The organism is Pseudochelatococcus contaminans (assembly GCF_014195635.1).
In the GTDB taxonomy this organism is placed as follows: Bacteria; Pseudomonadota; Alphaproteobacteria; order Rhizobiales; family Beijerinckiaceae; genus Pseudochelatococcus; species Pseudochelatococcus contaminans.
Map to the genome: position 1 here is coordinate 629,568 of NZ_JACICC010000001.1, position 14,699 is coordinate 644,266.

12 protein-coding genes and 1 pseudogene are annotated in these 14,699 nt (G+C 59.5%); 8 read left to right on the forward strand and 5 right to left on the reverse strand.

What is annotated here, in order from left to right; translation table 11 throughout:
- Positions 1 to 526: 526 nt before the first annotated feature.
- From proS to FHS81_RS02700, 3 genes are read left to right on the forward strand one after another with little or no spacing between them, the layout of a single operon-like run.
- A complete protein-coding gene (gene proS, locus FHS81_RS02690) occupies positions 527 to 1,849 on the forward strand; it encodes a proline--tRNA ligase (RefSeq protein ID WP_183750768.1) in 1,323 nt (440 codons plus the stop codon).
- 51 nt (positions 1,850 to 1,900) lie between these two features.
- Entirely contained in the window at positions 1,901 to 3,199 is a 1,299-nt protein-coding gene (locus FHS81_RS02695) for a lipoprotein-releasing ABC transporter permease subunit (protein WP_183750467.1), read from the forward strand.
- 4 nt (positions 3,200 to 3,203) lie between these two features.
- Positions 3,204 to 3,893, forward strand: coding sequence for an ABC transporter ATP-binding protein (locus tag FHS81_RS02700; RefSeq protein WP_183750468.1), 690 nt, complete (start codon positions 3,204 to 3,206; stop codon positions 3,891 to 3,893).
- A gap of 73 nt (positions 3,894 to 3,966) precedes the next feature.
- Here the strand turns inward: FHS81_RS02700 and FHS81_RS02705 are convergent, their stop codons facing one another.
- Complete coding sequence (locus FHS81_RS02705) at positions 3,967 to 4,422, reverse strand: PTS sugar transporter subunit IIA (RefSeq protein WP_183750469.1); 456 nt, start codon at positions 4,420 to 4,422, stop codon at positions 3,967 to 3,969.
- A 515-nt stretch (positions 4,423 to 4,937) separates the two neighbouring features.
- Between FHS81_RS02705 and FHS81_RS02710 the strand changes: the two genes are divergently transcribed.
- The 3 genes from FHS81_RS02710 (at position 4,938) to rpsD (ending at position 7,453) form a co-directional block, all read left to right on the forward strand.
- A complete protein-coding gene (locus FHS81_RS02710; protein WP_183750470.1) occupies positions 4,938 to 5,738 on the forward strand; it encodes an RNA methyltransferase in 801 nt (266 codons plus the stop codon).
- Positions 5,739 to 5,808: 70 nt separating this feature from the next.
- Positions 5,809 to 6,657 (forward strand): glutamate racemase, encoded by an 849-nt coding sequence (gene murI / locus FHS81_RS02715; protein WP_183750769.1) that lies wholly within the window; start codon positions 5,809 to 5,811, stop codon positions 6,655 to 6,657.
- 178 nt (positions 6,658 to 6,835) lie between these two features.
- Entirely contained in the window at positions 6,836 to 7,453 is a 618-nt protein-coding gene (rpsD, locus tag FHS81_RS02720) for a 30S ribosomal protein S4 (protein ID WP_183750471.1), read from the forward strand.
- 26 nt (positions 7,454 to 7,479) lie between these two features.
- On the opposite strand, the gene FHS81_RS02725 is transcribed toward rpsD, so the two are convergent.
- From FHS81_RS02725 to pdxH, 4 genes and pseudogenes are all read right to left on the reverse strand, one after another.
- Positions 7,480 to 7,698: a hypothetical protein gene (locus FHS81_RS02725; RefSeq protein WP_183750472.1), complete on the reverse strand. Its 219-nt coding sequence runs from the start codon at positions 7,696 to 7,698 to the stop codon at positions 7,480 to 7,482.
- 23 nt (positions 7,699 to 7,721) lie between these two features.
- Entirely contained in the window at positions 7,722 to 9,545 is a 1,824-nt protein-coding gene (typA, locus tag FHS81_RS02730) for a translational GTPase TypA (protein WP_183750473.1), read from the reverse strand.
- A 310-nt stretch (positions 9,546 to 9,855) separates the two neighbouring features.
- Positions 9,856 to 11,676 (reverse strand): annotated as a pseudogene (locus tag FHS81_RS02735) (methyl-accepting chemotaxis protein); the annotation flags it as partial.
- A gap of 355 nt (positions 11,677 to 12,031) precedes the next feature.
- On the reverse strand, positions 12,032 to 12,655 hold the full coding sequence (gene pdxH, locus FHS81_RS02740; RefSeq protein ID WP_183750475.1) for a pyridoxamine 5'-phosphate oxidase: 624 nt from the start codon (positions 12,653 to 12,655) through the stop codon (positions 12,032 to 12,034).
- A 47-nt stretch (positions 12,656 to 12,702) separates the two neighbouring features.
- Here pdxH and FHS81_RS02745 point away from each other — a divergent pair, with 47 nt between their 5' ends.
- Both FHS81_RS02745 and FHS81_RS02750 read left to right on the forward strand, forming a co-directional pair.
- Positions 12,703 to 13,203: an RT0821/Lpp0805 family surface protein gene (locus tag FHS81_RS02745; RefSeq protein WP_183750476.1), complete on the forward strand. Its 501-nt coding sequence runs from the start codon at positions 12,703 to 12,705 to the stop codon at positions 13,201 to 13,203.
- Between the two features lie 478 nt (positions 13,204 to 13,681).
- On the forward strand, positions 13,682 to 14,623 hold the full coding sequence (locus FHS81_RS02750) for a DnaJ C-terminal domain-containing protein (RefSeq protein ID WP_183750477.1): 942 nt from the start codon (positions 13,682 to 13,684) through the stop codon (positions 14,621 to 14,623).
- Positions 14,624 to 14,699 lie beyond the last annotated feature (76 nt).

Genomic DNA, 14,699 nt, shown 5'->3' on the forward strand with positions numbered 1-14,699 from the left:
ACCCGAGCATTCCATGCTTTCGCGGTCGAGGCGAGGAACTTCGTGGAAATCCGTTGATAGAGTATCAGGGCTTTGACATTGTTGAAATATGGCATGGCAAAATAAAAGAGCAGGGCCGTAGCCCTGCTCTTAAAGTTAGAACAAATTCCCAATCTGCCGCAACGCCAAAGGCCGCTGTTTTTTATACGGCGTTGACCGCGCGCGACAGATTTCCTCCCGAGACTTGGACCGCACTGGAAGAACGACAAGGCCCTTCCATTTGCCAGCCGCGTGACTCATACGACATTCCTCGCAACTTGTCATCACTTTATACATGCATCTGAAACAGCATGGGCTTTAACGCATCCTTGGCAATTGGCCGGTGGCATTCCAGCTCTTCCTCGGCGGCTCTTTCCAATAAACGCAGCAGTTTGTGCCTGGACCGCAGTTTTTGATGGGGTGCGGATGTACGCGACATCAGATTGCCGTATAAAGGTTGCAAATCGATTCCACCCTCACGCCGTTCGTGCCGCCAGTCAGGACAGCCATGCGCCTCAGCCGCTATTTTCTCCCGAACCTCCGCGAAACTCCCAAGGAGGCGGAGATCGCCTCCCACCGCCTGATGCTGCGGGCCGGCCTCATCCGCCAGCAGTCCGCGGGGATATATTCGTGGCTGCCGCTCGGTTTGCGCGTTCTCAACAAGATCACCGCAATCATCCGTGAGGAGCAGGTGCGGGCCGGCGCGCAGGAAATCCTGATGCCGACCATTCAACCGGCAGACCTGTGGCGCGAATCGGGCCGCTACGATGCATATGGCAAGGAGATGCTACGTATCCGCGACCGGCATGATCGCGAGATGCTTTATGGTCCGACCAACGAGGAAATGGTTACGGACATCGCGCGCGCTTACGTGCGATCCTATAAGGATCTGCCGCTCAATCTCTACCATATTCAGTGGAAATTCCGCGATGAGATCCGTCCGCGCTTCGGCACGATGCGCTCTCGCGAGTTCCTGATGAAGGACGCTTACTCGTTCGACATCGATGCCGAGGAAGCGCGCCACTCTTACAACCGTATGTTCACCGCGTATTTGCGCACGTTCTCCCGCCTTGGCCTGAAGGCCATTCCGATGCAGGCGGATACGGGGCCTATCGGCGGTGACCTCAGCCACGAGTTCATCATTCTCGCCTCCACTGGTGAGAGCGAGGTTTTCTGTCATCAGGACTTTCTCGATTTCCCAATTCCGGCAGCGGATACGGATTTTGAGGACAAGGAGGCCCTGCAGGCCATTTTCGACCGCTGGACATCGCTCTATGCCGCGACGTCCGAGAAGCACGATCCTGCGACTTTCGAAGCTATCGCGCCGGCCAAGCAGGTCTCGGCACGGGGTATCGAGGTGGGGCATATCTTCTACTTCGGCACTAAGTATTCCGAGCCATTCGGCTTGAGCGTCGCCGGCTCAGACGGTCGCGATCATCTGCTGCACATGGGCTCGTATGGCATCGGTCCCTCGCGGCTAGTCGCAGCGCTTATCGAAGCCAACCATGATGAAGCCGGCATTATCTGGCCAGATCCGGTTGCGCCGTTCCATGTCAGCCTGCTCAATCTCAAAGTGGGTGACGAAGCGACGGACGTTGCAGCGCGGCGTATCGAGACGGCGCTCACCGCCCGTGGCTTTGATGTTCTCTACGACGACCGCGACGAGCGGCCGGGGGCAAAGTTCGCGACCGCCGATCTCATCGGCTCGCCTTGGCAAGTGCTGGTTGGTCCCAAGTCGCTGGCCGAGGGCAAGGTCGAGGTGAAGCGCCGCGCTACGGGCGAGCGCGAACTGCTGTCCGTCGAAGATGCCGTGGAACGCATCGCATCGTGATCGTCGCTTGAATTCCGGCACACCCCCAGACTGACAGGTGAGGCTTCCATCATGGCGAAGGCGCAATCGACCAAGGCCCAAGGCGCCGCTTCCGGCGCGACACGGGCTTTCGCGGCCTTCGAATGGCTGCTGGCGTGGCGCTATCTGCGTGCGCGCCGGCGGGAAGGATTCATCTCGATCATCGCCGGTTTTTCCTTTGCTGGGGTGATGCTGGGTGTGGCCACGCTGATCGTGGTCATGTCGGTGATGAACGGCTTCAGGGCCGAATTGTTGAGCAAGATCATCGGCGTCAACGGCCATATCTTCATCGCGCCCATCGATACGCCACTGCGCGATTTCGAAGAGGTTTCCGGGCGTATCGCCGCATTGCCGGGCGTCGTGCGCGCCGTGCCGATGGTGGAGGGGCAGGCGCTCGCGTCATCTCCCTACAATGCCGGCGGTGTGCTGGTGCGCGGTATTCGCGAGCAGGACATCAGCGCGATTCCCTTCATCGCGGGCACCATTCGCGAGGGGTCGCTGGAAGGCTTCAACGAAAAGGGAGGCGTGGCCATCGGCCGCCGCCTGTCGGAACAGTTGAGCCTGCGCGAGGGGGATACCCTGACGCTCGTTTCGCCCAAAGGTGCGGCAACGCCCTTTGGCACAGCGCCGCGCATCAAGTCATATCCCATCGTGGCGGTGTTTGAGATCGGCATGTCCGAGTTCGACGCCGCCTTTGTGTATATGCCGCTTGAAGAGGCGCAGGCCTACTTCAATCGTGACGGCGACGTCACTGTCATCGAGGTGTTCGCGGAAAACGCCGATCGCGTCGATGAACTGCGCACCGCCATCGATGCCGCTGCCGGGCGGCAGATCATGATGACGGACTGGCGGCAGCGAAACCGAACGTTCTTCTCCGCGCTGGAGGTGGAGCGCAACGTGATGTTCCTGATCCTGCTGATGATCGTGCTGGTCGCGGCGCTCAACATCATTTCCGGCCTGATCATGCTGGTGAAGGACAAAAGCGCGGACATCGCGATTTTGCGCACCATGGGCGCGACGCGCGGCACCATCATGCGGGTGTTCCTGATTACCGGCGCATCCATTGGCGTCACGGGCACGTTGGCGGGATTTTTGCTCGGGCTGCTGATAACGCTGAACGTGGAATCCATCCGGGCGTTCCTGTCGTCACTGAGCGGCACGGACCTGTTTTCGGCGGAGATCTACTTCCTCAGCCGTCTTCCCGCCGTGATCGAGCCGGGGGAGGTGGCGACCGTGGTGATCACGGCGATGTTGCTGTCTCTCGCTGCAACCATTTATCCCAGCTGGCGGGCCGCGCGCCTCGACCCTGTTGAAGCCTTGCGTTACGGGTGATCTTATGAGCAGCACGCCGACACCCGCCCTGTTTTTGTCCCGCGTCGAACGCCATTACAAGCAGGGACAGGGCACGCTGGAAATTTTGCGCGGCGCGGATGCAGCCGTGTGGCCGGGCGAGATCGTCGCGCTGGTTGCGCCATCGGGCTCGGGCAAATCAACGCTGCTTCATTGCGCAGGGTTGCTCGAAAAGCCTGATTCGGGCGAAGTGTATATCGGTTCGCAACCAACCGTTCAGCTTGACGATGCCGGCCGCACGCGTCTGCGGCGGCTTGAGATCGGTTTCGTGTATCAATTCCATCATCTGCTGCCCGAGTTTTCGGCGCTGGAAAATGTCTGCCTGCCACAGCTCATTCGTGGGCTGGATCGCGACACCGCGCAAGGGCGCGCGAAGGAACTGCTATCATTTCTCGGCCTTGGCGCGCGACTGGAGCATCGTCCGGCGGAGCTGTCGGGAGGTGAGCAGCAGCGCGTTGCTATCGCACGGGCGCTTGCAAATGCACCGCGCCTGCTGCTTGCGGATGAGCCGACAGGCAACCTCGACCCGAAGACGGCGTCGCATGTTTTCGCAACGCTGATTGCGCTGGTGCGTGCGTCGCGTGTAGGGGCGCTGATTGCGACGCATAACCTCGATCTCGCTTCGCGCATGGATCGCCAGATAACGATCCGCGATGGTCTCGTCGTGCCGGCTTGAGCGGATCTCTCACGCGAGCATTTTATGTCTCGCGTGAGAGTGAGGCTTATGGCAATGGGTTGCCTTTGTTGGCTTATGACTCGACAGCCTGCGCAAGTAGAGCGCCGGCTTCGATAGAGCATGAAGTATCCCGCAGCCTGTCCAGCAGCTTTGGTTCTTTAGGCACGCGGCAGATCGCTGCCAGCGTTTTGAAGAACAGATCTCGTGCGGTGGAAGGCCAGATCACTGCGAAAACGAGATCGACTGGGCGCCCGTCAGGCGCACCGAACTCGATCGGTTCCTTCAGGCGTGTGAAGGCGATGCTTGGCTCTTTCGCCGACGATATACGAGCGTGAGGCACTGCAACGCCGTGGTTGATGGCTGTCGAGCCCAGCTTATGCCGCCACGACAAGGCCTGGAAGATGTCGTCTTCGTCCAGCCCGGATCGGGAGCCGATCGTTTCCGACAGCCACGCGAGCACGTCGTGCTGCGTTACGGCCGGAATATCGAGAGCAACATCATCATAGCGAAAAAGATCGTGATTGTTCACCGGACCCTCCTCAGAGTTCGGCCGCCATCCCGTTAGGGACGCGTTGACGGCATGAATTGTGTGGAAGTTTGTCCACACAAGACAGCACGCATTGTCAGTTGTTGATTGGGAAATTCATGAACGTCGCTGCAGGTTTTTAAAAAACCTGACGCGCAGCCGAAAGGGATATCAGACTGTCTCTGATCCTCGGAAGCGCTTGTCGTTAATGCAGTTTGAGCGAATCGTAATCATGATGGCGTCAATATACGCATAAAATTATATGAGTCAATCAATAGACCGAACGCTATGTTTCGAGCAAGGTCGCATTGTCTTAGTTTTTCTTGAGATATGACTCATAAGGCATGATCTATGCTTGGCGAGCAAGCCCTTGAGGTTCCGCCTTTCGTGGCTGCCTCGGCCCTGATGCAAATGCGGATAATCGGGTTGAGTTGGTTGCGTCACTGCTGATATGTCCCTTCGGGCGACATGCGCTTTATATAAGAGCGTGCGATCTCAGATTCTCCGAAAGAACAAGCATGACCGGTGCCGGTACAAATCATAGTCTCACGCCTATCACGGGCGGGCCGCAGGTTATTCTCGTCGAGCCGCAGATGGGCGAGAATATCGGCATGGCGGCGCGGGCAATGGCGAATTTCGGTCTGTCCGATATGCGCATCGTCAATCCGCGTGACGGATGGCCGAACGAGCGCGCGGTCATCACCGCCGCCAATGCCGCCCATGTGCTGGAACGTGCCACGGTTTATCCGGACTTGCTGTCGGCGGTCGCCGATCTCAACGCTGTTTATGCAACGACCGCGCGTGAACGCGGGCAGATGAAACGCGTGCTGGGCGCTGACGAGGCCGTCACCCAGATTCATGGGCGAATCCAGGGTGCGGAAAAGGTCGGCATCCTGTTTGGTCGTGAGCGCACTGGTCTTGATAACGATGAGGTTGCGCTGGCGGATGCAATCATCACCTTCCCTGTCGATCCGGCCAATGCCTCGCTCAATCTGGCGCAAGCCGTGCTGCTTGTGGGCTATGAATGGTTCAAACAGGCGCATGGCCAGTTGCCGTTCAATCCGGAAGAGCGCTCGCCACCCGCGAAGCGTGAGGCAGTGGTGTCGTTCTTTACCTGGCTTGAGGATGAGCTGGATACTTGCGGCTTCTTCCCGGCACCGGAAAAGAAACCGGCGATGATTCGCAATCTGCGAGATATTCTGTTGCGCCTGTCGATGACCGAGCAGGACGTCAAGACCTTGCGGGGCGCTACATCGATCTTGCGGCGCGGGCCGGTTCCGCCGGTGAAAAAGGACGATCCGTTAACGAAGGGGGAGTAGACCGATAGCCTCGACATTTCGTTGAAACGCAAAGCTGGTCTGGTCTTTTGAGTTTGAGGCTCGTTTGCCGATGATCGCTGACCCTTCTGTCGCCTCCGGCGTTCCCCGCGTGCTGGTCTTCGACTCAGGCGTCGGGGGGCTGACTGTCTACGCGGAACTGCGCAAGGCGCGGCCTGATGCTGACTTTATTTATGTCGCGGATGACGCCGGCTTTCCTTATGGCGGTATGCCGGCGGACAGATTGCTGGCCCGCGTCGTCGCACTGATGGGTGATCTCATCGCACGGTTGTCGCCCGACATTGTCGTCATCGCCTGCAACACGGCATCGACGCTGGTGCTGCCGGCGCTGCGCGAGCATTCCACCATTCCGTTTGTCGGCACGGTTCCCGCAATCAAGCCTGCCGCTGAACAAACCGCGAGCGGGGAGGTGACGGTGTTGGCAACCCCGGGCACCGTGGCGCGGGTTTATACGCACGAGCTTATCCGCAAGTTCGCGGATTCATGCCGTGTCAATCTCGTTGGCTCCACCCGTCTCGCGGGGTTCGCAGAGCAAGAGCTTGCCGGACAGCCTGTGGATGACGCCGTTTTGCGGGACGAAATGGCCCCTGTGTTCATCGAACGCGAGGCGCGGCGCACGGACATGGTTGTGCTGGCCTGCACGCATTATCCGCTATTGCTGCAACGCTTCGACGCGCTTGCGCCTTGGCCGGTTGCGTGGATCGACCCCGCACCGGCTATTGCGCGGCGCATGCTTCACTTCATCGGTGATGCACCGCAGGGTGTGGAGGCCGCAGGGCCGGCGAAAGCGATCTTCACATCGGGAGCGGCTCCATCCGGCCCGTTGGCTTCGGCGCTTTTGGAGCGCGGGCTGGTTGTGGAGGATAGTAAAAAATGGGCTTCCGATGTGACAGGTGTTTGACATCGGCGGCAAAGGAGGCTACCAACAGCCTTACCAGCGCGGGCCTTGACGGCTCGCGCTGGCGTTTTACGCTCCCGTGGTCCGCTCGTCCTTATGGATTTGCTGGATCTGTCGTCTCCCCGCAGGGGGAAGAGGAGGGCGCGTTCCTCATGATCGAACCTTTTGAGAGGACACGCGAATGTCGAAAAGAATTTCGGCCAAGTACAAAATTGATCGCCGCCTTGGCGAAAACATCTGGGGTCGCCCCAAGAGCCCCGTCAACCGCCGTGAATACGGCCCCGGCCAGCACGGCCAGCGCCGCAAGGGCAAGCTTTCGGACTTCGGTGTGCAGCTGCGCGCCAAGCAGAAGCTGAAGGGCTACTACGGCAACATTTCCGAGAAGCAGTTCCACCGTTATTACGTCGAGGCAGCCCGTCTGCGCGGCGATACGGGTGAGAACCTGATCGGCTTGCTGGAGCGTCGTCTCGACGCGGTTGTCTACCGCGCCAAGTTCGTGCCGACCGTGTTCGCAGCCCGTCAGTTCGTCAACCATGGCCACGTCAAGGTCAATGGCCGCCGCGTGAACATTCCGAGCTATCTCGTGCGTCCCGGTGACGTCATCGAGGTGAAGGAAGCATCTCGCCAGCTTGCCATCGTGCTTGAGTCGGTCGCTCTTGGCGAGCGTGATGTGCCGGATTATGTCGATGTCGACCACAACAAGCTTGCTGCCCGTTTCGTGCGCGTTCCAACGCTGAGCGATGTGCCGTACCCTGTTGTGCAGGAACCGCACCTCATCGTCGAGTTCTACTCGCGCTAATTGGCCTGACTGGCACAATAGTCGGTTCACCTGCCGAGGTGGCCTAAAAAGATCAAAAGCCCGCCGATGCTTTCGGCGGGCTTTTTGTTTTTGGGAAATGGAGTGCCTTGAGAACAGCGGCGACCGACTGAAGTTCCCGGCTGAGCATCGACTGACAGAATCAGAGAATCAAAAACCCCCGCCGCATAGCGGCAGGGGTTGATTTGAAGCTCGGCGGTAAAATCTGCCTGCGTGAGCGTTGGCATTATATCCCGCGTATAGCGGCCAATCAGCCCACGCTTTCCTTCGACCGCTCGGCGCGCTTGCGCTCGTTCGGATCGAGGTGGATCTTGCGCAGGCGGATGGACTTGGGCGTCACTTCCACAAGCTCATCGTCCTGGATCCAGGCGAGAGAGCGTTCCAGCGTCATGCGGATCGGCGGCGTCAGACGCACCGCTTCGTCCTTCGACGTGGTGCGGATGTTGGTGAGCTTCTTGCCCTTGAGAACATTGACCTCAAGGTCGTTCTCACGGTTATGCTCGCCAACGATCATGCCGGTGTAAACCTTCCAGCCGGGCTCGATCATCATCGGGCCACGATCTTCGAGGTTCCACAGTGCGTAAGCCACGGCTTCGCCCTGATCGTTGGAGATCAGCACGCCGTTGCGGCGGCCGGGGATCTCACCACGGTATGGGGCATAGGCGTGGAACAGGCGGTTCATGATCGCCGTGCCGCGCGTATCCGTCAGCAGTTCGGACTGGTAGCCGATAAGGCCGCGCGTGGGCGCATGAAACAGCAGACGCTGACGGTTGCCGCCCGAAGGACGCATCTCGATCATCTCGGCGCGACGCTCGGACATCTTCTGCACGACGGAGCCGGAGAACTCCTCATCCACGTCGATGACGACTTCCTCGATGGGCTCGAGCAGGTTGCCATCCTCGTCGCGGCTGAACACGACGCGCGGACGCGACACGGCCAACTCGAAGCCTTCGCGGCGCATGGTCTCGATCAGGATCGCGAGCTGCAATTCGCCGCGGCCGGAGACGAAGAACGAATCCTTGTCGCCCGATTCCTCGATCTTGAGGGTCACGTTACCCTCTGCCTCGCGGAAGAGGCGGTCGCGGATCATGCGGCTCGTGACCTTGTCGCCCTCGGTGCCGGCAAGCGGGGAGTCGTTCACGAGGAACGACATCGTCACGGTCGGCGGGTCGATAGGCTGGGCGAGGATCGGCTCGTTCACTTCCGGCGCGCAGAAGGTGTCGGCCACCGTGCCCTTGGTCAGGCCGGCGATGGAAACGATATCGCCTGCTTCACCAAGCTCGATGGGCTGACGCTCGATGCCACGGAAGGCGAGGATCTTCGAAATACGGCCCTGCTCGACGAGGTTGCCCTCGCGGTCGATGACCTTGATCGCCTGGTTCGGCTTGACGGTGCCGGACGAGATGCGGCCGGTGATGATGCGGCCCAGGAAGGGGTTGGCCTCAAGCAGCGTGCCGAGCATGCGGAAACCGCCTTCCTCGACCTTTGCCGGGGGAACGTGTTCCAGCACGAGGTTGAACAGCGGGTCCAGACCCTGATCCTTCGGGCCTTCCGGCGTCAGAGCCATCCAGCCATCGCGGCCGGAACCGTAGAGGATCGGGAAGTCGAGCTGCTCGTCGGTGGCGTCCAGCGCCGCGAACAGGTCGAACACCTCATTGATGACTTCCTGCGGGCGTCCGTCCGGACGGTCGACCTTGTTGACGGCCACGATGGGACGCAGGCCGATTTTCAGCGCCTTGGAGACGACGAACTTGGTCTGAGGCATCGGGCCTTCAGCGGCGTCGACGAGCACGATAGCGCCGTCGACCATGTTCAGGATACGCTCCACCTCGCCGCCGAAGTCGGCGTGGCCGGGCGTGTCGACGATGTTGATGCGTGTGTCGCCCCACACCACCGATGTCGCCTTGGCGAGAATGGTGATGCCGCGTTCCTTTTCGATGTCGCCCGAGTCCATGACGCGTTCGGCCACGCGTTGGTTTTCACGGAACGCGCCCGATTGCTGGAGGAGTTTGTCCACGAGCGTTGTCTTGCCGTGGTCGACGTGGGCGATAATCGCAATGTTGCGCAGCTTCATAGGTGTCCCTGCCCGCGCTGGTCGCGCGCGGCCGCATTGATGTAACACGGCCAGATGTCATTGTTGGATGACACGATGATGTCACCGCAATGAATCTGGCGATTTGATATGATCGGTCGCCGAACCCGACCCGCCGGGCGACCTTACCGTGCTGCGTATAGGATAAAATTCGTCTAACGGCAACGCCCCCGACAGAAGTTGCCGCAAGAAAGAGCAGTGAACCGCTGTCCGGGACGCAGTTTATGGCCGGAGCGGGGAGGGCGGGCATGCGTCGGTATGCAACTATCGACGCATGTCTTTGCCCTTCGCTTCAGGTCGTGCGGATCAGTTTGAAGAAGTCGGCCACCTTGCCGCGCAATGAATCGGCTTCCGTTGCCAGCCCGGATGCGGAATTGAGGACGCGGCCGGCGTGGTCATGAGTATCGGCGGCTCCGCGTGAAATCGAGTGCATTTTTGCGGAAACCTGCTGTGTGCCGATAGCCGCCTGCTGGATATTCCCGGCGATTTCCTGCGTCGCCAGCCCTTGCTGCGAGACGGCATCCGATATCCCGTCGAACACGCTGCCGATGCTCTCGATAACGGCGCCGATATCCTGGATGGCCGTGACGGCGGTGCGTGAAACGCTCTGGATGGCCCTGATCTGTTCGGAAATCTCTTCAGTGGCTTGTGCGGTTTGTTCGGCCAGCGACTTGACTTCAGTCGCCACCACCGCAAACCCCTTGCCTGCTTCCCCGGCTCTCGCCGCCTCGATCGTGGCGTTGAGCGCCAGCAGGTTCGTCTGCTGGGCGATGGAGTTGATCATGGCCACGATTTCGTTGATGCGTTCGCTGGTCGCCACGAGCTGGCGCGCGGTTTCATCGGTTTCGCGGACCGACGTCGATGCCCTGTGCGTGATCTGGCGCGAGTCGTTGACCCGTCGCGATATCTCGTCGATGGAGGCGGACAGTTCGCGTGCCGCACTTGCAACGTTATTGACGTTTGCGGAAGCCTGCTCGGCGGCGGCAGATACATTCACGACGTTGCTCGCGCTGTCGTCGGCGGTGGCGTTCAACGAGGTCGCCGTTTCCTCAAGCGCTGCGGATGAGGTGCGGATTGTCTCAAGCGCCTGTGAGATCTGGCCATCGAACTCGCCGATGAGGCGGCCAACGGCCTCGGCCCGCTTCACCTTTGCCTCGTTCTCGACATCTTCTTTCTCTTGCAGGCGGCGGTTCTCGATGGTGTTTTCCTTGAACACAGCCAGTGCAGCAGCGATGGCGCCTATTTCGTCGCGCCTGTCGAGATAGGGAATACGAACATCGAGATTGCCGCCCGCGAGTGATTTAACGGCTGTCGTGATACCATTGAGGGGGCGCGATATACCCCTGTTGAGAAGGATCGCCAATAATAAAATGGTCAGGAGTGAGACAGCCAGCGTAACGATGGCAGCCATTATTCTGAAATCATAGATTGGTGCATACGCTTTGTCTTTGTCGAGTGACAGTGCAATATACCATTTGACACCGGGCAGTCCCTCTATGGCTCTGGCCATGATGAACTGCTGCCGCCCTTCCGAAGCGGTTTCATATATCTGTCCGGCAGTGAAGGGCGTGGTGAATACGTCCTCGAATTTTTTATCGATCAGGTTTTCATCTTGATGAATAATGATCTTTCCGGTTTCATCCGTAATAAAGGCATATCCCATGCCGCCAAGCTCGATCTCGTCCAGTTGCTTGACGAGTGCTTCCAGGGTGAAGTCAGCGGCAATCGCGCCGCGAATTGTTCCGTTGGACAGAACCGGGATGGCGGCTGTCACGACAAGGCCCAGATTGCCGGCGTCGATATAAGGGTCCGTCAGAGCGGCCCCGACCTCCATGGCCTTTTGATACCAAGGGCGCTTGCGCGGATCGTAATCTGCCGGAAAATCATTATGAACCGGCCACATGTAATATGAACCATCCGCGCTGCCGAAGTAGGTGTAGGCGAACTGGTCCTTTAATATGTTCGACTGCAACAGATATTCGGCAGCGGAGGGGGCGCGGCCAATTCTGTCGGCAACGTCCTCTGCAAGTTTGACGCGACCGATGAACCAGTTGGCAGTACTGTCCGCAGCCAGGGCGCTGGCGCTGTTGAACGTCAATGCCACTTCGTCGCGAATAGCTCGGCTCTGCTGACGGTCGATGAGTATCGAGTATGAAACGAAAATAATGATAACCAAAAATGATGTAATGGCAGTTATTCCGTGCGTCAAATTCGCCTGACGATTGCTTCCCGAGCGCCACATGACAGTCTCTCCCGGCAATAATTCATGATGCGGAGCCGCAATCCTGAGGATGTGAGGAGAGATTGCGCCATATATGTCATTATATGAAATTTAATGACGAGCATGTTTCATACGCGACAAATTCGGCGTGATGGTCTTTTTATCAGTTTACTGCCCGCATGACGTCCTCCCCGCTCATGAAACGGCGGCGGGGTATCGGCTCATTTTCTTCGTGCTGGCGAGCAAATCAAGGATAAAGCCGGCTTTTCGACCACGATGTAACGCTTTCACCGGCAATATCGCGTTCGAACCGGATGCGCTCGTGCAGGCGGAATGGCTTGTCCTGCCAGAACTCGATGGCGAGCGGGCGCACGCGATAGCCGTGCCAGTAGGCCGGACGCGGGATTTCGCCGATGGCGTATCTGGCGGCGTAGGTGGCAACGGCCTTCTCCAGCGCGAAGCGGCTTTCCAGCGGCCGTGACTGCTGCGAGGCCCATGCGCCGATTCGGCTGCCGCGCGGACGGGAGGTATAATAGGCGTCGGATTCTGCCTCGCTGACGGATTCCACAAGGCCGCGAACACGCACTTGCCGGCGCAGGCTTTTCCAGTGGAACAACAGCGCCGCCTTCGGCACAGCATCAAGCTGTCGCCCCTTGGCGCTTTCTTCGTTGGTGAAGAAGACAAAGCCATGAGAATCATGTGACTTCAACAGCACCATGCGGGCATCCGGAAGTCCGCTGGCATCGACGGTTGCCAGCGCCATGGCGTTGGGATCGTTGATTTCCGCCGCTTCCGCCTCTGCAAGCCAGGCTGAAAAAAGCGCGAAGGGATCGTCATTCTCGGAAAAGTCACCGCTCGTTAAGTTATCCAAGGCTTAATGCTCCAGAATCAAGTGCGTAGTTGTCAGGTGAGGGCATTGTGACGCTGTCCGCAAGATTGTACAGGTTTCTCGCATCGTGCGAACGGCGGCATGGGCCGACGTTCCGGGTTCTGCGCGCGTGCCTGCTCGTTGGCGGACTTGGCATCGGACTTGGGGGCGGGCTTGCCGCATGCAGCATTGCCGTACCCATGGGCGGCGTGTTCGGCGCTGACGGCAAAATCACGACACAGTCCATCAATCCCGCATCGACTCCGGGGGCATTTTCCGAGCTCACGCCCGATGATTGGAGTTTCGCGTCCATCGCGCTGGCGACGGCGCTGGATCCTGTCGGCAGCGGCGAATCCGCGCCATGGGCCAATCCGCGCACGGGGATCACGGGTGAGTTCACGGCAGTAAGCAAGCCCTATCTGCGCAACGATCTCGTTTGCCGTGACTTTAAAGGCAGCCTCGATTATCAGGGCGCGCGCGACAAACTGAACGGCTCAGCCTGCCGCCAGCCCGATGGCCGGTGGACGGCAGCCAGCGCGCCACCAGGTTGATCTGGTGCGGGCTGATCTGGTGATGCCGTTCGCCGCATACGTCTCGGTATCGCAGTGAGAGAGGCGGCTTGACCGGATACACTCGATATAAAACACATCGGAATAAAACACATCGGACAATCGCCGTTTTTACGACAGGCCATGTTGTGATTCTGCAACATTCATACCACATGAGCGGCAAGCTGGCTTCGACGCGATTTCACTGGTACGCCTCATACAGCCATTCGGATTTCATGGAGAAAATCGAATGGCTGTAGCTCATTGATTCCATGCATTCATTGCTCGGTGGCGGCGGCCACGTTGTTGGTGATTGTTGTGGCTATATGGTTTGCGGGCTGTGTCGCATTTTTGCGTCATGCGCAACCGGATGGCTTTGGGCGACTGGTCGCGGGCGGGGCTGTTTGGTAGAGGACATGTTTGTTGCGGTGCCGGATGAGGCGATCACCTGATAGCCGGCCGCCGCCTCTGGAGTGGATTGATGCGCGACCCTTATCAGGTATTGGGCGTTTCCAAAACGGCCACGGAAGCCGACATCAAGAAGGCGTTTCGTCGTCTGGCGAAGGAATGGCACCCCGATCATAACAAGGACGATCCGACCGCCAAGGACAGGTTCGCCGAATTGAATACCGCTTACGAAGTCCTCGGCGACAAGGACAAGCGCGCGCAGTTCGACCGGGGCGAGATCGATGCCGAAGGCAAGCCGCGCGCCCCGAATTTCGGCGGCGGGGGCGGTGCGGGCGGCTTCGAGGGCTTCCGCTATTCCACCGGCGGCAGTCCGTTCGGCAGTCGTGGGGGTGGATTCGACCCCGGCGATATCTTTGCGGACATCTTCAGCGAGACGCTGCGCACCGGCGGTGGCCGGGGCGGGGCCGGCGCGCAAACACGCGGCCGGCAAAGCGCGCGCGAACGGCCGCGCGGTCAGGATGTCGAGGCGGAAATCACCGTGACGATGGAGCAGATCGTTGCCGGTGGCAAATGCCGTGTCAGCCTGCCCACGGGCCGCGAGGTTGAGGTGACATTGCCCAAGGGCGTGCGTGACGGGCAAACGATTCGTCTGCGCGGTCTCGGCGATCCGAGTCCCTTCGGCGGCGAACCCGGCGACGCGCTGCTGACGGTGCATATCGCGCCGCATCGTGATTTTACTGTTGATGGTCAGAATCTGCGGCTGCGGCTGCCTGTTTCGCTGGAGGATGCGGTGCTCGGTGCGAGCGTGCGCGTGCCGACTCTGACGGGAGCCGTGTCGATGAACATCCCGGCGTATTCTGGCGGTGGAAAGAACTTCCGTTTGCGTGGCAAGGGTTTACCCGGAAAGGACGGGCAGGGCGATCTCATCGTTTCAATCGATGTGCAATTGCCGACGATCCCCGATGCCGAGCTTGAGGAGTTGATGCGCAAACGACGCGCCGAAGCGAAGGTGTGACAAGGTTTGACAATTGTCACACTTTACCTTCCCGAAGGTATGCAACTTTGGCGGAAAAATCCCGGCACGTCCTTGT